The sequence below is a fragment of the Primorskyibacter aestuariivivens genome (assembly GCF_028023675.1).
Lineage (GTDB): Bacteria > Pseudomonadota > Alphaproteobacteria > Rhodobacterales > Rhodobacteraceae > Marinovum > Marinovum aestuariivivens.
The window spans coordinates 13,054-32,254 of the sequence record NZ_JAQIOZ010000030.1 but is presented as its reverse complement, the minus strand read 5'-3'; the positions used below and the strand labels follow the sequence as shown (position 1 = coordinate 32,254).

The 19,201-nt window shown below is 61.5% G+C and carries 18 protein-coding genes and 1 pseudogene; 9 read left to right on the top strand and 10 right to left on the bottom strand.

Annotation, left to right across the window (positions count from 1 at the left end; genetic code table 11):
* Positions 1-229: 229 nt before the first annotated feature.
* From PGB28_RS21020 to uxuA, 8 genes are all read right to left on the bottom strand, one after another.
* Entirely contained in the window at positions 230-3,982 is a 3,753-nt protein-coding gene (locus PGB28_RS21020) for a translocation/assembly module TamB domain-containing protein (protein ID WP_271423472.1), read from the bottom strand.
* Positions 3,982-5,715, bottom strand: a complete 1,734-nt coding sequence (locus PGB28_RS21015) for an autotransporter assembly complex protein TamA (RefSeq protein WP_271423471.1) — start codon at positions 5,713-5,715, stop codon at positions 3,982-3,984. The genes PGB28_RS21020 and PGB28_RS21015 overlap by 1 nt, the downstream gene beginning before the upstream one ends.
* Positions 5,716-5,925: 210 nt before the next feature.
* Positions 5,926-6,588 carry a hypothetical protein gene (locus PGB28_RS21010; protein WP_271423470.1) on the bottom strand — a complete coding sequence of 221 codons (663 nt, stop codon included), beginning with the start codon at positions 6,586-6,588 and terminating at the stop codon, positions 5,926-5,928.
* Positions 6,589-6,604: 16 nt separating this feature from the next.
* On the bottom strand, positions 6,605-6,946 hold the full coding sequence (locus PGB28_RS21005) for an antifreeze protein (protein ID WP_271423469.1): 342 nt from the start codon (positions 6,944-6,946) through the stop codon (positions 6,605-6,607).
* 219 nt (positions 6,947-7,165) lie between these two features.
* Entirely contained in the window at positions 7,166-8,092 is a 927-nt protein-coding gene (locus PGB28_RS21000) for a sterol desaturase family protein (RefSeq protein ID WP_271423468.1), read from the bottom strand.
* The gene (locus tag PGB28_RS20995; RefSeq protein WP_271423467.1) at positions 8,089-8,484 is read right to left on the bottom strand and encodes a hypothetical protein; all 396 of its coding nucleotides are present in this window, start codon (positions 8,482-8,484) and stop codon (positions 8,089-8,091) included. Before PGB28_RS20995 ends, PGB28_RS21000 begins: the two co-directional genes overlap by 4 nt.
* Positions 8,485-8,552: 68 nt before the next feature.
* Positions 8,553-10,013 (bottom strand): mannitol dehydrogenase family protein, encoded by a 1,461-nt coding sequence (locus PGB28_RS20990; RefSeq protein ID WP_271423466.1) that lies wholly within the window; start codon positions 10,011-10,013, stop codon positions 8,553-8,555.
* The gene (uxuA, locus tag PGB28_RS20985) at positions 10,010-10,951 is read right to left on the bottom strand and encodes a mannonate dehydratase (RefSeq protein WP_271423465.1); all 942 of its coding nucleotides are present in this window, start codon (positions 10,949-10,951) and stop codon (positions 10,010-10,012) included. The genes PGB28_RS20990 and uxuA overlap by 4 nt, the downstream gene beginning before the upstream one ends.
* Here uxuA and PGB28_RS20980 point away from each other — a divergent pair, their 5' ends adjacent.
* The 6 genes and pseudogenes from PGB28_RS20980 to PGB28_RS20955 all read left to right on the top strand — a co-directional run bounded on the left by PGB28_RS20980 (position 10,952) and on the right by PGB28_RS20955 (position 14,843).
* Positions 10,952-11,626 carry a GntR family transcriptional regulator gene (locus PGB28_RS20980; protein WP_271423464.1) on the top strand — a complete coding sequence of 225 codons (675 nt, stop codon included), beginning with the start codon at positions 10,952-10,954 and terminating at the stop codon, positions 11,624-11,626.
* Positions 11,623-11,781 (top strand): hypothetical protein, encoded by a 159-nt coding sequence (locus tag PGB28_RS20975; protein ID WP_271423463.1) that lies wholly within the window; start codon positions 11,623-11,625, stop codon positions 11,779-11,781. The genes PGB28_RS20980 and PGB28_RS20975 overlap by 4 nt, the downstream gene beginning before the upstream one ends.
* Positions 11,782-11,805: 24 nt before the next feature.
* Positions 11,806-12,594: pseudogene (locus PGB28_RS20970) on the top strand (TRAP transporter substrate-binding protein).
* Between the two features lie 72 nt (positions 12,595-12,666).
* Positions 12,667-13,173 carry a TRAP transporter small permease gene (locus PGB28_RS20965; protein WP_271423462.1) on the top strand — a complete coding sequence of 169 codons (507 nt, stop codon included), beginning with the start codon at positions 12,667-12,669 and terminating at the stop codon, positions 13,171-13,173.
* Between the two features lie 3 nt (positions 13,174-13,176).
* Positions 13,177-13,791 (top strand): TRAP transporter large permease subunit, encoded by a 615-nt coding sequence (locus tag PGB28_RS20960; RefSeq protein WP_271423461.1) that lies wholly within the window; start codon positions 13,177-13,179, stop codon positions 13,789-13,791.
* An 8-nt stretch (positions 13,792-13,799) separates the two neighbouring features.
* Positions 13,800-14,843 (top strand): L-idonate 5-dehydrogenase, encoded by a 1,044-nt coding sequence (locus tag PGB28_RS20955; RefSeq protein WP_271423460.1) that lies wholly within the window; start codon positions 13,800-13,802, stop codon positions 14,841-14,843.
* A gap of 77 nt (positions 14,844-14,920) precedes the next feature.
* Here the strand turns inward: PGB28_RS20955 and PGB28_RS20950 are convergent, their stop codons facing one another.
* Positions 14,921-15,055 carry a hypothetical protein gene (locus PGB28_RS20950; protein WP_271423459.1) on the bottom strand — a complete coding sequence of 45 codons (135 nt, stop codon included), beginning with the start codon at positions 15,053-15,055 and terminating at the stop codon, positions 14,921-14,923.
* Positions 15,052-15,933, bottom strand: a complete 882-nt coding sequence (locus tag PGB28_RS20945; RefSeq protein ID WP_271423458.1) for an SMP-30/gluconolactonase/LRE family protein — start codon at positions 15,931-15,933, stop codon at positions 15,052-15,054. The genes PGB28_RS20950 and PGB28_RS20945 overlap by 4 nt, the downstream gene beginning before the upstream one ends.
* A gap of 381 nt (positions 15,934-16,314) precedes the next feature.
* On the opposite strand from PGB28_RS20945, the gene PGB28_RS20940 reads away from it, so the two are divergent.
* The 3 genes from PGB28_RS20940 (at position 16,315) to arfA (ending at position 19,194) form a co-directional block, all read left to right on the top strand.
* Entirely contained in the window at positions 16,315-16,746 is a 432-nt protein-coding gene (locus PGB28_RS20940; protein WP_271423474.1) for a hypothetical protein, read from the top strand.
* Positions 16,647-17,570: a LysR family transcriptional regulator gene (locus tag PGB28_RS20935; protein WP_271423457.1), complete on the top strand. Its 924-nt coding sequence runs from the start codon at positions 16,647-16,649 to the stop codon at positions 17,568-17,570. The genes PGB28_RS20940 and PGB28_RS20935 overlap by 100 nt, the downstream gene beginning before the upstream one ends.
* A gap of 106 nt (positions 17,571-17,676) precedes the next feature.
* The gene (gene arfA / locus PGB28_RS20930) at positions 17,677-19,194 is read left to right on the top strand and encodes an arabinosylfuranosidase ArfA (RefSeq protein ID WP_271423456.1); all 1,518 of its coding nucleotides are present in this window, start codon (positions 17,677-17,679) and stop codon (positions 19,192-19,194) included.
* Positions 19,195-19,201: the final 7 nt, after the last annotated feature.

The following is a 19,201-nucleotide window of genomic DNA, read 5'->3' as shown; positions in this document are numbered from 1 at the left end:
GGCAAACCCCCAGCCGTGGTCTACTGGCTAAGAAAAGACGAAACCCAATCAGGTCAGCAGGAGCAAAGAGTAGCTTAATTTACGCTGAACACTGTCCAAACACTGGGGAGTAGCTCACTGGGCATTTATTCGGTTTCGCCGTTTGAAATACTGTTGCGGGAAACCTGAGCCTGCGGGAATGCGGGCCTATAGGCGGCGGACAGGTGAAGGGCGCTGATATGAATGGCGTTCAGTAATCCCGCTCAAAAAACACGCCAATCCCGGTTTCGCCCTCCGAGGAGGCCCGCCCGCGCACCGTGACGTTGGGCGACACGTCGATATTGAGCCGGATTTCTCTGTTCCCGGTACTGCTCAATGTGACATCGGTGTAGATCCGATCAGAGATATATTTGCCGATCTGAGCTTGAGAATTGCCCTCCGCATCGGTTCCGACATCGAGATTGTCGACGCCAAGCCCCTGTCTCAGCCGTTCCGAAAGCCCCAGCCCACCGCGGCCCGACAGCGTGCGGATCGCGGCTGCGAGTTGCACGGCCTGAAGGGCGGAAATCTGGGTGGGATCCCTGCCAAACAGGAACAGCGACAGCGCCTCGTCCTGCGGCAGGTCGGGGGAGGCGGTGACCGTGAGATCCGGTGCCGAGGCCACGCCCGCCAAGCCAAGCGAGATATCTGTCCCTTCCACCATGCTTGTGGCGGCAAAATCAATCACGGGATCGAAGCTGCCGCGCAGGCTCAGCGCACCGCGCGTCAGAGTCAAACGCCGCCCCAACAGATCAAGACGCCCGCGGATCAGGTCAAACTGGCCTTGCGGTACCACGTTCGCGGTTGTTCCGGTCAGGCGCAGGCGACCGCCCATTTCCGCATCCAGCCCGCGCCCCCGAATGAAAAGTCGCGAAGGGGCTTGAACGGTGATATCAATCGGGAAAACCGCGGTTGAGCTGGCTTGCGTTTGCGCGTGGCCCAGCAGATCCGCATATTCAAGCGTGCGCCGGACATCGGGCGGCAGGTCCTGATGCTTCAGACCGTCCAGCGCGGCGTAGCTTGGCCCGATATCGGGAATACGCATATCCAGCCGTGAGACCAGTATATCGCCTGCGATCCGCGCGCGTCCCGTCAGCGGGCCACGAAGCGTCAGCCGTCCGTCCAGTGCAGCGGTCAGGAAATCATCTTCGCGAATGGTAACATCGGTCAGCTGCGCGACCAGATCGCTGGAATAGGGCGGATTCAGTTGCACCGGCCCGGTCAGGCGCAGGCGTCCGCCACTGGAGAGATCCCCGGTCAAAGCCACGGTCGCGGCCCCGTTGGTCAACACCACCTCGCCGCGCAGGGGGGACAGGCTCAGACCACGATCTGGGATGAACAACCGTCCGTCCGCGCTCTGCAACCGCCCCCTGAGCGAGGACAGGGCCGGGGGGCCGTTCACGGCAAGGTCAAACCCCACCCGACCCGTCAGGCTCTGACCACTCAGATAAGGGTTGGCAAGGCTCAACGGCGCGTTGCCCCGTGCCACAAGGTCCAGTCGCTGACCGTCCGCAGCCACTGTGCCATCGGTCGTCAGGGTAAGACCGCCCGGCCCCTGTCCCTGCGCCGACACCCGCCATGCTCCGCCATCTTCCCGGTGCGCAGTGCCTTGAAGGGTCGCAGGGCCGCTCAGGTCCGAAACCACCCGGTTCAGATCCGGCAGAGAAACGCGGTATTGCAGATCACTTGCTCCTGACGGCGCAATGGTCCCGGCCAGGTTTGCAGCCAGCCCCGGGCCATTCACTGTCGCTTCCGAGAGGGAGACACGCCCCGTGGCGTCCCCGCTTGCCGATAGCGCCATGTCCACGGTGCCGGACAACAGCGGGTCCAGCGTCGTGATCCCAACCGTCAAACTCCGGGTTTGCCCCGTCGCCTCGATCGAAAAGCTCTGATCTGACAGGTCGGTGCTGCCCGTAGCGTCAAAGCGCGCGCCGCCAGAGAGCGGCTGGCCCAGAAGCCCGGAAAAGACCGCCAGTTGCCCGACCTCTACCGTCCCGCGCCCGGCCAATGTAAGCGCGCCCTGATCCCCGGATTGAACCGTGCCGCGATAGGTGGCGTTCGTTTCGCCGGGCAACGTCCCGTCTGCGCTGACCTGCCATTGGTCGCCGGTTTGTGTGGCGTCCAGCGTGACGCGACCATTGCCGCGAAGGCCGGGATCCACAAGGGCGAGGTCAAACACCTCAACCTCAGCCACCACGCGCGACGCGCCGGTTTTCAGATCGCCGGTGGCCTCGATGCGCGCCTGTTCCGTCGCAATGCGCAGCGGCGACAACCGCAGGCCGGATTGATCACGCAGAATGGCCGCCGAAAGCGTTCCGCGCCCGCCAATCAGCGGGTCAAGCCGGGGGATACCGCTGCCCAGATCCCGGGTTTCCCCGGACAGTTTCACGTCGAACATCTGTGATAACGGCGAAATCTGGCCCGCTACAGTCAGGTCTGCCGCGCCCTCAAGCGCCACGCCCGCCAGCCCGGAAAACCGGCCAAGATCCTCGGCACGAAGTTTGATATCGGGACGCAGCACAAGGTCAAAGGCCCCGTCGAGACCCCGGATCGACATGGTCCCGCTCAGACCGAAATCCGCCCCTGCCAGAGACAGGTTCCGCAACTCGACCGGCGTGCCGCGCTGCCATTGCCCGTCAAACCCGCCTTCGATGCTCGTGCCCACGGCGCGCGACAGGGCGGCATCGGACAGGCGAAGCCCGGTGGCGGCAAAACCGACGGTTCCCGACATCGCGTCTTGCTCGGGCGACAGCGTTCCCCGGCCGGTCAGTTCTACGCGCTCTGCCGCATCGTCGCCGCGTTCCGGCGCGCGCAGCCGGGTGGTGAGCGTCCAGAGATCGCTTTGCGCCGCATCAAAGCTCACAGTCAGGTCGGCGGAGCGGATCGAAACCGGCTCCCCGGGAAGGGGCAGGATCACCCGGTCGCCCTCGGACGGGGTAATCGCGCCGGAGAGGCTCACGGTTTCAGGCCAGTAATCCGCCTGCAAAACTGCGTTGCCTTCCAGTTCAAGCGCGGCTGCTACGACACGCAGCCGTTCCAACTCCAGCACGCCTTCGCCGCTGCGCGCGCCGCGTGCCGACAACCGGACGTCTGATCCAAGAAACGCGCGGTAGTCCGGAGCCACAAGCGGGGCGATATCGCCGCCAAGATCGGCCTCGAACCGGGTGCCGTTCCCGTCCGTGCCGGTCAGGTCCAGTTGCCCTGCCAGCCGCGTTTGACCATCGGTTGACAGGTCCAGCGTGGCGGCGAAATCATCCAGCGGGCCCTCGCCCTGGACAATCAGCGCGACCGAGGGCGCGCCGGGCAGTGAAAGCAGCCGCGCGGCGATCCCGCTTTGCGGCTCTCTCAGGTCAAGAGACAGTTCAAGATCGCGGGTATAGTTGCGAAATGCGCCTTCAAGCGTGAGCGCCCCGGCCCGGTCGAGTCGTTTGATCTCCAGATCGGCAGTGCCCGAGCCCGCCACCAGTTCGGCAGAGCCGGTAATGGCCAGTTCCACCGTCTCGCCCAGAAACGCCTTGCCCAGCCGGACGCGGGCAAGGTCCAGTTTGGCAAGCCGCAGCGACACCGGCAGTTCCGGCAACATGAAAGGTCCGGACGCTTCGGGCGCGGGCAGGTCGGTGTCATCATCGGAGCTGCTGTTCGGCGGGCGGGGAATGTCGATGCGTTTGACGGAAATCTCGTCGATCTCGACCGCGCCGCGCAACAGCGCCGAACGCGACCACGTCAACGCCACATCGCTCATGCTCAGCCAGGTTCCCGCATCGTCGGCGATGGTGATCTTGTCCACCGTCGCCCGCGAGCTGAGCGCGCCCTCGAACCCCTCCAGCCGGACGGTCTGACCGGGGCCGGACAGGTTATCCTCTAACAACCCCTGTATATAGCCGCGATCGTCTTCTGCGCTTTGCGCCACGAGATGTATCGGCCAGAGCATCACGGCAAGTAAAAGGGCGGGGAACAGTCGCATCAGAATGCCTGCCCGATGCCAATATAAAACTGAACACCGTCGCTCGTGTTGTCGGTCAGAGGGGCCGCGATATCGAGCCGGATCGGCCCCACCGGTGTTTTGTAGCGAAGGCCAAGACCGCCGCCACCGTGCCAGTTGCTGTCGCCATCTCCGAAGCTCCCTGTGGCCACGGCACCCGCATCGGCAAAGGCGACAATGCCAATCGTGTCCGTCACGCCAAACCGCATTTCCCCGGACAAGCCCGCAAAACTACGCCCGCCCAACCGCATGTCACCGTAATCGGCATCCAGCGCATTATAGGGCTGTCCACGCACCGTACCCCCGCCGCCGGAGTAAAACAGGTATCCCGGCGGGGCATGCTGTGCCTCCGGCCCGACAAGCGACCCCAGTTGCAACCGCCCGGCAAGCACCATACGCGCCTCTTCATCCAGGGCTCGATAGGCCCGAGCATCCAGCGTGAACCGCGCGCCGGGGTCTGATCGGACAGTTTCAAAGAACGGGGTGGCCTCTGCCCGCAGGTAAAACCCACTGGTCGCATCCAGCGCCGAGTTGCGCGTGTCAAAGGTCAGCGCGGTGGGCAAAGTCACTAGGATCATCTCCCGGTGGCGGTTGCCACCGTCAAGGAACTGATCGGTGATCTCGGAATAGGCAAGCCCAATGCCGATCTCGCCGGTCAGCTTGTCTGAAAATTCGCGTGAGACCCCAAGTGACAGCCCGGCGCGGCGTTCGACAAAGTCGGGCTCATCCAGATAGGCGAACTCAAGCTCGCCCGTAAAATCCGTGTTTGGCCCGTAGACGGCGGGTTTCTCAAAGCCAAAAGACAGACGAACATCGGTCTCTTCTGCGGTGCCGGTGATCTGGGCAATCTCCGTTTCGATCCGAAGCCGCTCCGCACCGCCGAACAGGTTGCGATGCAGCCAATGCGCCGACAGCGTCAACCCATCGAGGCTCGACAGTTCCGCACCGGCCCCAAGCTGGCGGATCTTCTGATCCACCACGGAGATCTCCATCTCCATCTCGCCCGCGGCATCGATCCGGTCCGTCTCGGTCAGGGTGACCGACCGGAACGTCCCGGTGCGGCGCAGCCGCGTTGCGGCCTTTTCGACCGTATCGGGGTCAAATGTCTCGCCCCTTGGGATGCCCGCGATCTGGCGGATGCGAGCATCACGCACACCGCTGTCGCTGGTGATCACAACCTGTCCAAAACGCAGCCTCGGGCCGGGCTCAAGCCCCACCGTGACATCCAGTTGCGCCTCGGCATGGCGCGCGACAACCGATTGATCGGCCAGCTTCGCCTTGGCATGCCCGGCCTGCCGCCAGTCGGTGATGGCTGCGGCCACAGCGTCGCGCACCACATCCGCGCGCGCCGGGGCGTTGCTTGAAAACCCGTCATAGCGCTCTGAGCCGGGTGCGCGCGGGTCGATGCGGGCCGTGCCGAACGTGAAACGCGGCCCCGGATCGACCACCACCCGCGCAGTACGGATGACCGGCGCCGGCGCAAATGGGTCGAACCCCGCCGCTTCGCGCCCGTCCAGCCGGATGTTCACGACGGGGGAATAGTGGCCATTGGCATACAGGACTTCGACGATGCGGGTGTAATCCCCCTGCGCCTGGGCAAGGATATCTTCGGGCGCAGTTGAGGTGCTGCTCAGCAGAACGGATGCGGCCCGGATCTCGGTTTCCAGGGTACTGTCCCCGGCGACACCATCGACGCGCAGCTCAGCCGAGTCCAAGGCCAGCGACGGCCATGGGAACGACAATACGATAACAAGAAAAAGTGTGCGCAGATACATCCCAGCCCAAGATATACCAAGAGTTGCCTAGACCTCATGTCTATCAGAGAGGTTCGAGCCCGTCACGGCGAAAACCTTGGGCGGTCGGGAATAAGCGTAGTCCGGCCCAAAGAAAGCGGGCGGCTCCGAAGAACCGCCCGTCCTGCTCGATTATTTGTCGCCTTTGCGCTCGGGCATGGTCGGCGGGGCCGAGGGGGTGCGCTTGCGGCGCGACCGGCGCGAGGTCGGCGTGGCGGATGTTTTCGGCGCTTTTGCCTCGGCGGGTTTGGGCGCGGCTGCAGCCGGGTTGGATGCGGCTGGGGCGTCTGCTTTCACCGCGTTGACCTCGGGCGCCTTTTGCGGCGCTGCGGGTTTGGGGGTTGCATCAACGGGCTTTGCAGCGGGTGCCGCCTTGGCGACCGGGGCTGCCGCCGCTTTGGGCTCAGGCTTGGCTGCGACGGCTTTTGCCGGTTGCGGCTTGGGTGCCGGTTTGGCCTCGGCCGCGGGTTTCGCCGCCTTCTTGGCCGCCGGTTTCGCAACTGCCTTGTCCGAAGGCTTTTCTTCAGCCTTGGGTGCCGCCTTGGTCACCGGGGCAACCTTCGGCTTGGTGTCGGTTTTCGCGCGCGTCGCAGATTTGAACGCGGGCGCGGTTGGGCCGGACAGGCCCGCGCCATTGGCCCCTTTGAACGGTGTTTTGTAACCAAACATCGCGGCATGTTGCTGCAACGCGGACGACATCAGAACTTCGGCCACGCGAAGATTGTTTTCCAGCGTCTTGTTGGCCAGCGCCACACAGGCGGCGGACATTTCGATTTGTTTGAGTATCAGGTTCATTAAGCGCTCCCACGACTTATCTGAAAGGTTTGTACATCGCCCCGAAAACGGCCGGGCCGTTCTGCGCAAGTCGGGTACGGTTGGATTGCACCGCGCCTGTCACGGGCGTCAGCCAGGCATGGGTCACCTGGTTGGCGTCCTGACCGGAAAGCAGGGCCTGAGCAGCGGCCCGGTTGGCTTCCATCAAGGCAATCGGTTTTTCCACGAGCATGCGATGCGGCTCATCGGTTGGCACCACCCAGCCACCGGAGAGCCCCAAGAGCCGGTAGACGATCACGTGATGTGCCTCGGTCGCCAAAGACCCCAGTGCCAGCAGCAAGCGCCACCCCCCAAGGGCATTGTCCAGTGGATGTATCATGACCCTCCCTCCGCTTGGGAAGGATGGGACATGCCATCCGGCGCGGCCAATATGGCTACGCGGCTTATCCGTATTCTCGTATCACCGGGCATGTATCGCCCCTCGCAAAAAACGCAACGCTACCATAGCACGAATTTCTGCGGTTGCATCCGGTTTTTCTGCGCTGCGGCAATTGCGCGGAGAGCCGCGCGCTTTGTGCCGCTGAGAAGGGTCGCGGGATCAGAAACCAGGGGTTCCCTTGTCCTGCGGATGATGGTCGAGATGCCGGCTTTTGATCCCTTCCGAGGTGAGCCGCGATCCATCATGGCTCCAGCCCGGCGGTGCCACGGCATACATCAGGCGTTCGCGCCATGACAGCCCCGGTTGGGTCATGTCGCGGAAAATGCCAACCCACTCATGAAACGCCACGCGGATCGGGTTGAATGTGCCAAGGTTATGAACCAGCCCGTAATCGGGCTTTTCGCTCTCCAATTCGGGCACAAAGGTGCCGAACATCTTGTCCCAAATGATAAAAACCCCGGCATAGTTGGCATCGAGATAGCGCGGATTGCGCCCGTGATGGACCCGGTGATGGGACGGCGTGTTCATCACCGCCTCGAACCAGCGGGGCATCCGGCCAATCGCCTCGGTGTGAATCCAGAACTGGTAGATCAGGTTCAGACCGCCCACGAACAGCACCATCGCCGGGTGAAATCCCAAAAGGATCAGCGGCGCGCGCACAACCATCATGAAGGTAAAGGTGCCTGTCCAGGTCTGTCGTAGGGCAGTGGTCAGGTTATAGTGCTGGCTGGAATGGTGATTCACGTGGCTGGCCCAGACCCAGCGGATGCGATGCCCGAACCGGTGCACCCAGTAGTAGCGCAGATCATCCAGCACGAAGCACAGGAGAATCACCCACCAGGAAACGCCCAGATCCAGCGGTGTCAGCGCCCAGAGAAACATGAAGAACCCGTAGGCGACGAACCCCAGCAGGATGCCCGAGGCCACGTTGCCCGCCCCCATGATCAGCGAGGTAAGCGCATCGCGCGTTTCATACCGCCCGCCGCGTCCCTTCACGACAATCCAGGTCAGTTCGATCAGGATTGCCGCGATAAAGAGCGGCACGGCAAGCTGTACCACATCCGGGAAGCTGACATTGGCGGTCATGAACTGTGCTCCTTGATGTCACGGGCCCAGAGGTCGGCCTCTTCCGGGGCCAGCCGCAACCGGATGCGCGGGGCCGTGTAATCGGGCAGACGGATCACGAGACCCTCCTGTGTCCGGTCGATCCGCGCCCCGTCCAGGTATCTCGCCGTGCTGTCTGCGCCCATGGGCCAGACAATGCCTTCGCGCTCAGAGGTTTCGATCAATGCGGCGTGGTGGTCATGGCTGAGCACGACGCGGCTGGGCGGCGCATCGGGAAATTCATTGAGCCATGCGGCGCGCGCCGCATTCTCGTCGGGAAAGGCGAGGGGACGGGACAGACCAAGCAGATGCAGGATCACGGCAATCCCCGCAATCCCGCCGATCACCAGCATCAGAAGCAGCGGCAATGGCATCCCAATCCTCCCGTCCGGGAGTTATCCGTCAACTATTGGTGACGCGCAACATCTTGATCCGGGATGTATCAGGACGCCTCCTGTGCGATGACCTCGGTCATCGGGCGCGACAGCATATCATCCAGTATAGGCGTCACTTCGGTCCAGAACGCGGTGTCATCTGCAATGGCCCGGTCGATGAAATCGGCTGTGCGCATCACTTGGACGATTTCGGCGGCGGTGCGGTTAAAACCTATCGCAGTCAGGGTTTCCTTGCGTGGGTCCCGCGAGTCGTAGGGCACGCAATCATGCGTCGACAACGACAGGTGCCGCAACCACGCGGCAGTGGCAAAAGCAAAGGCACGAATGTCGACAGCCTTTTGTCGGGCGTCGGGGATCGCGGAGAAGAGGCGTTGCGGCATGTTCTCAGATCCGTCCATCGCGATCTGACATGTCCCATGTGCCAGATGCGGGTTGCGGAACCAGTCTTCCAGTTGGGCGGTATAGCCGCGAAAATCGACGCCGGGCAGCGTCGGCAGTGTTGCCGCCGCTGCGCCGAGGTGACGTCGCACAAGGCGGGCCAGAGCCATATCGGCCATGACATCGCGGACGTATCTGTGCCCGGCTGCAAACCCTGCATAAGCCAGCATCGAATGGGCCCCGTTCAGCATGCGCAGCTTCATTGTCTCATAGGGGCGCACATCATCGACAAAGATCGCGTCGCCCGCTTCCCATTCGGGACGACCGGTGGGGAAATGATCCTCGATGACCCATTGGCTGAAGGCCTCGGTCTCAATGGCGGCCGCATCGACATGGCCCATCATCTGGCGCGCCAGCGCTCCGGTTTGAGCTCGGCGCGTTGGCGTGATGCGATCCACCATGGTCGACGGAAAGGCCACGTCGGTCAGGATGTGATTCACGAGATCCGGTGCCGCATGGCGCGCAAGATCGGCAATCAGGTCGCGTGTGAGCGGGCCGTTTTCCGGCAGGTTGTCACAGGAGAGGATTGTAAAGGGCGGCACTCCGGCTGCGCGTCGCTGTCTCAGCGCCAAGACCAACAAACCTGCCAGCCCTTGGGGTGTCTCCGGGGTGGCCAGATCGGCGGTAATCGCTGGGTGGTTTGTGTCGATCCCGCCAGTTGCACGGTCGAGCCCATAGCCCTTTTCCGTAACCGTGATTGACACGATCCAGGTATGTGGTGCGCATAGCGCGTCCAGCACCGGTTGCCGCTGTGTTTTCAAGCAATATGCACCTGGCATCGCTCCAATAACGCGCGCCCGGCTGCCCGCTGCGTCGCGCGCGATGACAGTATAGAGCCCGTTTTGCGGGGCAAGCTCGGCAGCCGGTTCGGCGCTGCGCAGGCTGACACCGATGATGCGCCAATAGCCCCCGGAGGCCGCCAATGCATCGTCGGTATAGACCGCCTGATGTGCCTTGTGGAATGCGCCAAGACCGATATGCACGATTCCGGTCCCACGTGCGTCGCGCACATATCCGGGGCGCTGCACGCTTTCCGGCAGCCCCTCAGTCGTGGTCAGCCTGTCCGTCATTGGGCCGCCATGCCATGCCGCAACCCGGCGATCACACCGCGCAGTTCGGCCAGCCCTTTGAGCCGCCCGATCGACGGGTATCCGGGCTGTGCCTTGCGGCCAAGATCGTCAAGAATGTCCTGCCCATGATTCGGCCGGAACGGGATGGACCAATCTTCGCGGCCCTCCGACTTGCGCCGGGCTTCTTCGCGCAGGCAGGCCGCGACAAGGGCCACCATGTCCGTATCTCCGGCCAGATGCTCGTCTTCGAAAAACGATCCGCGGATTTCCGGCGTCTCCCTCTTGACGTTGCGCAGATGCAGGAAATGCACCCGGTCGCCCAACCGCTCCATCATGCCGGGCAGGTCATTGTCGGGGCGCGCGCCAAGCGAGCCGGAACACAGCGTAATTCCATTCGCGGGCCGGTCCACCGCTCGCATGACCGCGGCATAGTCCGCCTCTGTCGACATGATGCGCGGCAGTCCAAGCAGCGGCACGGGCGGATCGTCCGGATGACAGCACAGGCGCAGGCCCAGGTCTTCGGACAAGGGTGTCACTTCGGACAGGAAATCCACCAGATTCTGGCGTAGTTGGGCTTCGTCGATCTTGGCGTATTCCGAGATGTGCAGCCGCACATCTTCGAGGCTGAAATTCTCCGCCGCACCGGGCAGCCCGAACACCACGTTTTTGGCAAGTTCCGCGCGGCGCGCATCGCCCATCTCGCTGAACCGTTTGGCCGCCGCGGCGCGCAGACCCTCATCGAAATCTTCTTCGGCGCCGGGACGGGCGAGGATATGCAGGTCAAAGGCCGCGAAATCCGTCAGGTCAAAGCGCATGTAGGTCGCCCACGAGGGACGACGCCACGCCAGATCGGTACGGGTCCAGTCCAGAACCGGCATGAAGTTGTAGCAGATGATCTCGATCCATCCGTGGCGATCTCGCCCCAGATTTACACGCATTTGCGCGATGCCATCATCCGCAACCGTTTTGCTCCGGGGGACCGGATTTCAGAAAGCGAGATTGCGCGCGCCTGCAATGTGAGTCGTCAGCCGGTGCGCGAGGCCTTCATCAAGCTTGCCAGCGAGGGGCTTTTGGCCATCCTGCCGCAGCGTGGCACGGTGACTACCAAGATCGGATACAGCGCGGTTCTCGATGCGCGTTTCCTGCGCGAAGCAATCGAGGCCGATATTGTGGCCATTCTTGCTGCCAGTCCTGACCCGGCCGTGATCCGGGAGCTTCGCGCGCAGCTCAAGGCGCAAGTCGCTGTGATCCAGACAAAGCCGCAGGATTTCATCAGCCTCGACGAGCGTTTCCATCGCACCCTTGCCGACGCCGCCGGGAAGGGTGGCGCTTGGCGGCTGATCGAGGGCCTGAAATCACAAATGGACCGGGTGCGGTTCCTGTCGCTGGGTCGTTTTCCGCTGAAAAAGCTCATCGAACAGCACACAGCGGTCGTTGATCGCATCGAGATTGGCGACACCAAAGGCGCCTATGCGGCCATCCGCGGCCATTTGCGAGAAGTCCTCAGCGACCTGCCGCAGATCCTCGGAGCCAACCCTGACTTTTTCGACGTTCCGGAGGGCGGTGTCGCCGCGCCGGTCAACGCACCCATTCAAGGAGGAGAGAACGAATGACATTCAACTGGAAAAAGACCGTTGCCGCCGCAACCGTCGCTGCACTGGCCGCCGTCCCGGCGCTGGCGCAGGAAATGACGCTCAAGCTGGGTCACCTCGCCAATGAGGACAATCCGTGGCACCTCGCCTCGGTCAAGTTTGGCGATGAACTGTAGGCTCTGACCGACGGCCGCATTGCCGTGGAAGTCTTCCCGAACGAGAGCCTGGGTAAGGAAATCGACCTGATCAACGGTATGCAGCTGGGCACAGTGGACATGACGATCACCGGCGAAAGCCTGCAAAACTGGGCGCCTATGGTGGCGCTTCTGGCCGTGCCTTACGCGTAAAAATCCATTGAACATATGGACGAGGTCGCCTCGGGCGAAATCGGCGATCAGATCAAGGCGCAAATCATCGAAAAGGCACAGATCCGTCCCATCGCGCATTTTGCCCGTGGTCCGCGTAACCTGACCTTGAACCGCGCCATCGCGCATCCCGATGAGCTGAACGGCCTGAAAATGCGCGTGCCGAACGTGCCGCTGTTCGTGGATACCTGGAAAGCGCTGGGCGCAAACCCCGGTCCGATGGCGTTCTCCGAAGTCTTTACCTCGCTGCAAAACGGCACCATCGAAAGCCAGGAAAACCCGTTGGTGCTGATCCGCTCGGCCAGCTTTTACGAGGTGCAGAGCCATGTGAACATGACCGAGCATGTTCGCTCCTGGATCTATCTGACCATCGCGGAATCCACCTGGAACAAGCTGAGCGCAGATGATCAGGCCGCCGTCATGGAAGCCGCTGCCCGCGCGCAAGCTTACGAGCGTGGCTTGTTCAATGACACGATTGCAGCCGACCGGGCCTTCCTTGAAGAAAAGGGTATGACCTTTGTCGAGGTGGATGGGGCTGCGTTCCAGGCCGCAGCCAAGGACGCTGTTCTTATGAACGTCAACGACGAGATCAAGCCGATCGTCGAGGGACTGTTCGCGGAATAATCCGAAATGAACCCCAATCCGGTGTCGTAGCTTTGCGGCGCCGGACACTTTTCACCGTTGCCGAGGCCCGCTGTGAAACACGCAGACAAGATCATTCACCTGATCACCCGGGTCGCCCAATGGGGCACCGGGATTTCCTTTGCCGTGCTGATCACCGCGGTGTTGATTCAGGTGATCGGACGTCTGACCGGTACGGCGGTAGTGTGGACCGAGGAATTGACGCGCCACGCGTTGCTTTTCACGGTCGCGTTCGGGGCGGGACTGGCCTTTCGCTCGGGTGATCTGGTGAATGTTGACGTGATCTGTGAATCCCTGCCCGGTCGAGCGCCCTGGGCTCTCCGGCTGGGCTCGGCCATCGCAACGGCAGGGTTGGCGATTTACCTTCTGCCGCATACGTGGCGCTACGTGTCCATTGGCAAGATGCAGACCTCGCCCGCGCTCGGCGTGCGGATGGATTTTATCCATGTGACAGTGTGGCTGATGCTGGTGTTTCTGGCGACCTTTGCCGCGTTGCGGGTGCTGGGCATGCTCACCGGTGCCGAGGACGGCAAACCCGTCAAAGCAGACGAGGAACCCTGAAGCATGGAAGTTGCCGTTCTCTTTTCGGTTTTTGTCGGCGGGCTTGTGCTTGGCATTCCTGTCGCCATCACGCTGGGCCTGTCTTCGCTGGCCTATCTCTTGCTGGCGGGCATTCCGCCGGTCGTCATGCCGCAAAAGATGTATGCGGGCATGGATGTTTTTGTGCTGCTCTCCATCCCGGGCTTCATCCTTGCGGGGAACCTGATGAACCGCGGCGGTATCACCCAACGGATCATCCGCTTTGCGAATTCCCTGGTCGGCTGGATCAAAGGCGGGCTGGGCCTCACCAATATCGCGGCCTCCATGCTCTTTGTCGGTATGTTCATGGAGGCCATTGCCGCGCTGATCATCCTGTTTGTGCCGCTGTTGTCGCTGGCGCAGGCGGTGGGGATCGAGCCGCTGCATTTCGCAACCTTCGCGGTGCTCAACCTCATGATCGGGCTGACCACGCCCCCGGTGGGCGTTTGCCTTTTCGTCTGCGCCGGGATCGCGCGGCTGCCGCTGATGCCGGTTGTCGTGGCGATCCTGCCCTTCCTGTTGACCAATATCGCCGTGCTGCTTGCCGTGTCCTACATCCCGGCACTGGCGACATGGCTTCCGTCCCTGCTGACCAAGTGAGCTCTGCCATGGAAACCCGCGTCTGCCGCCTTTACGGTCAAAATGACCTGCGTATCGAAACCGAAGACGTACCCGAACCCGGTAAGGGCCAGGTTCTGCTTGCGATTGCAGCGGGCGGGATTTGCGGATCGGACATGCACTACCTGTCCGAAGGTGGGATCGGTACGATTCGGGTCCGGGAACCGAGCATCCTTGGCCACGAGGCGTCGGGCCGGGTGGTGAAAGTCGGCTCTGGGATAACCAATCTCGCCGAGGGCGATGCCGTTGCGATCAACCCAAGCCGTCCCTGCGGCACCTGTCGGTATTGCTCCGAAGGGCTGGCGATGCATTGTATCGATATGCGGTTCAACGGCTCGGCAATGCGCCTGCCACACGAACAGGGACTGTTCCGCGACCGGATCGTGGTCGATGCGGCGCAATGCATGAAAATCCCTTTAGAAGCCGACCCTGGAGCCGTTGCCTGCGCCGAACCGCTGGCAGTCTGCCTGCACGCGGCGAAGATCGCGGGCGATGTCGCCGGAAAACGCGTGCTGGTCACGGGGGCCGGCCCCATCGGCGTGCTGTGCACCGCCATCGCCATGCGAGAAGGGGCAGCGGACATCGTCGTGACAGATTTGCAAGACGCCGTTTTGGACATCGCTGCGCAGATGGGCGCAACGCGTTGCATCAACGTAGCCAGCCAAGGTGATACGCTCGCAGAGTACGAGGCGGATACAGGCCAGTTCGACATTGCCTTTGAGTGTTCAGCAGCTGAGCCCGCCATCCGTACGGCTATCGCCACTTTGCGCCCGCGCGGCATCTTGGTTCAGGTTGGCGTTGCCGGTGACACGCCGATGCCGTTGAACGCCATCGTGGCAAAAGAGCTGAAGCTGCAAGGGACATTCCGCTTCGGCGAAGAGTTTGCGCAAGCGGTCGACGCCATCGTTTCCGGTTGCATCGATGTTCGGCCGATGATCACGCATCGCTTTTCGCTCAACGATGCGGCGGAAGCCTTTCGGATTGCGGCGGATCGGTCTCAGTCGGTCAAGGTGCATTTGAGCTTTGAACACTAAGGCGTCGGGGCTTTGGGGGCATTGGAAGCAAACATGGCATACTGAACAAGGCAACCGTCCAGAACACTCGGGGCACCTCAACGCGCCCGTTCAGGCCCATGATCGTAGCATTCACCCCAACCTGTGATGCCTTCTGCCGTATCGACGGCGACAATGACGCGCGGGCGGTTGCCGTTGCGGGTGATGAAGGACCGCAGGCCGGTGATCGTCACCCCAGAAACCTAGCCTGGGCAACGCCGGTGACGCCAAGGCCGGTAATCGCAAAGAGACTGCCCGCCTCCGGCTGCGGATTGTCTGGATCAAGCCCGAGACTGAGCGAGGTAACAAAAAGGATATCCAGATTTTCACCGCCAAACTGCGGTTTGGTCGGTTTCTCAACCGGCATGTCGATCGTCATCAAGACCTCGCCCTGCGGTGAAAGGCGGTATAACTGCCAGCCGGACACGCCCGCTTGCCAATAACACCCCTCGGCATCGACAGTGCCTCCATCGGGGCGCCCCGGAAGGGCGCTGGTGTCAAAGAACACCCGCCCATTCGAAGGCGCGCCAGTATTGAGATCGTAGTCATAGGCCCAGATGGTACGGACCGTCGGGTTGCTGTCCGAGCAATACATGGTCTTCCCATCGGGCGAAAACGCCAGTCCGTTGGTGGTGAAAAAATCGTTTCGCCATGCTGTCAGGCTCAGGTCGGGGTCCAGCCGATAGAATGTCCCGGCCTTTTCAGGCTCACCGCCATCCTTCATCGTCCCTGCCCAGAACCGGCCCTGCATATCGGTTCCGCCATCATTGAAGCGGTTGTCAGGTAGCGCTTCTTCCGGATCCACGATCTTTTCACGCTCACCTGATGCCGGGTCGTAGAACCAGAATCCCGACTTGGCGGCGAGAACCAGTCCACCCTTTTCGCGCCGGGCAAGGCAGCCAACAGGTTCGCCGAAGTCGAATGTCTCGTTGTCCCGCGTGACAGGGTCATAGCAGTGGATCAACCCTGCCATGATATCGACCCACCAGAGGCGCTGATCGCCAACGTCCCACACAGCGCCTTCACCCAAAATACTGCGGGTTGGCGCAACGCATTCGATGTTCATGTTCATATCTGCCTCTTGAATACCCGTTTCTCGAACCCGTCGACATGGTTCAGCATGGACTGCCTCGCCGCTCTTTGTGAAGGAACCGGTGCCTTGTCACGAGACAATAAGACCGCAATCCCCAAGTTTTGCGAGAGCTCCACGAACGACAGGTCGTGAAACGCCGTGCTCTTCACATAGATCCTATCCGCTCGGAAGACGCTGTCCCAGCCTGTGGGGCCCGAACCGGATTTTGTCCAACAGAGTGCGATAGACGTGGCCATCAAGTCGATTGCCGACCGTGATGGGGAAATCGGCGGTGTCTGGGGAGCGTTGCTTGGCATCTGCGGTTCCTTGGGTCAAGTTGGCAGACAGGTTAGGCAGATTTGTTTTTTGGTTGAATACTAAGTGCAGGCTGAAACGGTGTGCTCGATCCGGTTCGGTCGCGGCACCTTCTTACCTCAGTGGATACCGTACAATCCGGCGCTGCATCTTCAATCGGATCATCTTTCGCCACAAGCTGCCCAGCCTCAGCAGGCATGTCATCGTGACGGTGACGTCGTCGATCCTGCTGATGATCCGCGCGGAAAACGGATTCTGAAGGCGCTGGCAAAGGTCGCCCCGCAGGCAGGTAATCAGGGCGGTGCCACTCCGGGGTTGATCAAGGGGGCCAGGATGGGAAACTCTGGGTCACGTCTGCCGATCATCCCGTCAGGCACGCAACAGGGAACTTTGCCATCATGCTCTACCTCCGTTCGCTACGCCCTGTTCAGTTGCGCCTTGTCGATGCCGTTGCGCGTCTTGGCAAGCTGCGTCTTGCAGCGGACGCATGTTCCATGACCACGCCTGCCGCGTCGCGCATGTTGGCCGATATCGAGACGCAGCTTGGCACCGCGCTGTTCGAACGTACGCCCAAGGGTATGCTGACCACCCCGGCGGGCAGCGTTCTGGCCACGCATACTCGCAAACTTGTGCATGACATTGACCAGATGGCGAATGACTTTGCGGCCCATATGGATGGCACGGGCGGCAGCGTCCGCGTTGGCGCGGTGACCGGCGGAGCGCTGGCCGCGCTGATCCCGGCGATCCTTGATCTCAAACAGGATGCGCCGCTGGTTGATGTATCGCTTGATGTTGCGTCCTCGGCGCAGCTGATGCGTGGGCTTGAAGCCGGTGAATATGATTTCACTCTGAGCCGCGTCGGTCCGCATGACTATTCCCGCGACTTCGAGATTCATCCCGCGCGTAACGAATCCGTCCTGTTGATGGTCCGGCGTGGACATCCGATGGCCACGACCAGCAAGGTTCAATTGCGAGATTTGCTGGGCTGTCTCTGGACCATGCAGGATCGCGGCGCACCCATCCGCCACGCGATCGAAATCGCATTCCACGAAGAAGGTATAGATATTCCCGCCAGCCTGATCAAAACGGCGTCTGTGGTGGCGATCATGGCCCTGCTTCGCGATTCCGATGTGATTGCGGTTGTAACCGAGGAGGTGGCCGATCTCCTGCTTTCTCCGCCCTTTAGCGCCGATCTCGTTCTGCTGAACACCGCCAAACCCATTTCCATTGAACCCTATTACATCCTGTGTCCACGCGACCGGCTTTTGTCTGCGGCGGCTCAGCGCCTGCTGGACCTTGTACAGGCCCGGATCAGAAATTGATGAGTTGCCAATTCTGTCAACGCGATAAGCTGAAAAGTAAATTGTTTGTAAAGACGTGCTGACCCTACGGTGATTGTCAAAACGACACATGCCACTGGGAGGGGACATGAAAGCTCGCGCCACGATTCACCGGGATTTCGCGCTCGCGCAGATTGATGACCGGCTTTATTCGGCCTTCATCGAGCATATGGGGCGCGCAATCTACAGCGGTATCTATGAGCCCGACCACCCGACCGCCAACGCGCATGGTTTCCGCGAGGACGTTCTCGAGCTTGTTCGTGGCCTGAAGATCCCGGCCATCCGCTACCCCGGCGGCAACTTCGTGTCGGCCTACAAATGGGAAGACGGCATCGGGCCCAAGGAGGACCGCCCCATGCGGCTGGATCTGGCTTGGCGCTCGCGCGAAACCAATCAGGTAGGCATCAACGAATTCGCGCAATGGGCCAAGGATGCCGATATCGAAATGATGCTGGCCGTCAATCTCGGGACCCGAGGCATCGAAGAGGCGCGCAATTTTGTCGAATACTGCAATCACCCCTCCGGAACTTATTGGAGCGACCTGCGTCGCAGCCACGGGGTGGCTGACCCGTATGGCGTCAAGATGTGGTGTCTTGGCAACGAGATGGACGGCCCATGGCAGATCGGCCATATGGAGGCCAAGGAGTACGGGCGGTTGGCGGATGAGACATCTAAGGCCGTCAAGGCGTTTGGTGGCGGTATCGAGACCGTTGTCTGCGGTTCCTCCAATGACGAAATGCCGACCTATCCGGATTGGGAGCGTCAGGTTCTCGAAGAGTGTTACGAGAATGTCGATTTCATCTCGTTGCACAAATATTTCGGCAACAGCAGCCACAACAGCCTGAACTACTTTGCCAAAATCGACGAAACAGGCCGCTATATTCAGGCCATCGGCGGCGTGATCGATTTCATCAAGGCAAAGAAACGTGCCAAGAATGATGTCTATATCTGCTTTGACGAATGGAATGTCTGGTATCACAACCGCGAGCAGGACAGCAAAAACTGGCATTCCTGGGACTGGCCCGAGGCCCCCGCGCTGCTCGAAGAGGATTACAACCTCGAAGACGCGATCTTTGTCGGCGGTTTACTGAATGAATTCATCCGCCGCTCGGACAGGGTCAGGATCGCCTGTATCGCGCAGCTTGTGAATGTGATTGCGCCGATCCGCGCCGAACGGGGCGGTCCCGCATGGGCCACGTCGATCTATTATCCCTACCAGTTCGCCAGCCTGCATGGCCGGGGAACCGCACTGAATGTTGCCGTGGATGGACCACGGTATGACGCGGATGCCGCGCAGGATGTGCATTACCTGGATGTGGCGGCGGTTTTGGCACGTGACGGGGCGTCGATCACGATCTTTGCCATCAATCGGAACCTTGAAGAGGAGATGGAGTTAGATCTGGCGTTGCAGGGGTTCGAGAACCTCAAGCTGATCGAGCACAAGGTGATGGGCGGCAACAACGCCGAGGCGCGGGTCGCCAATACCAGCGTTGCGCCGGACCGGATCAAACCGCGCGAGGGGGACAAGCTGGCCGTCGATGGCAATGGCGTCAGGGGCGCGCTTCCCGCTTTTTCATACAACATGATCCGGCTTTCGGTCGGATGAACGGTTA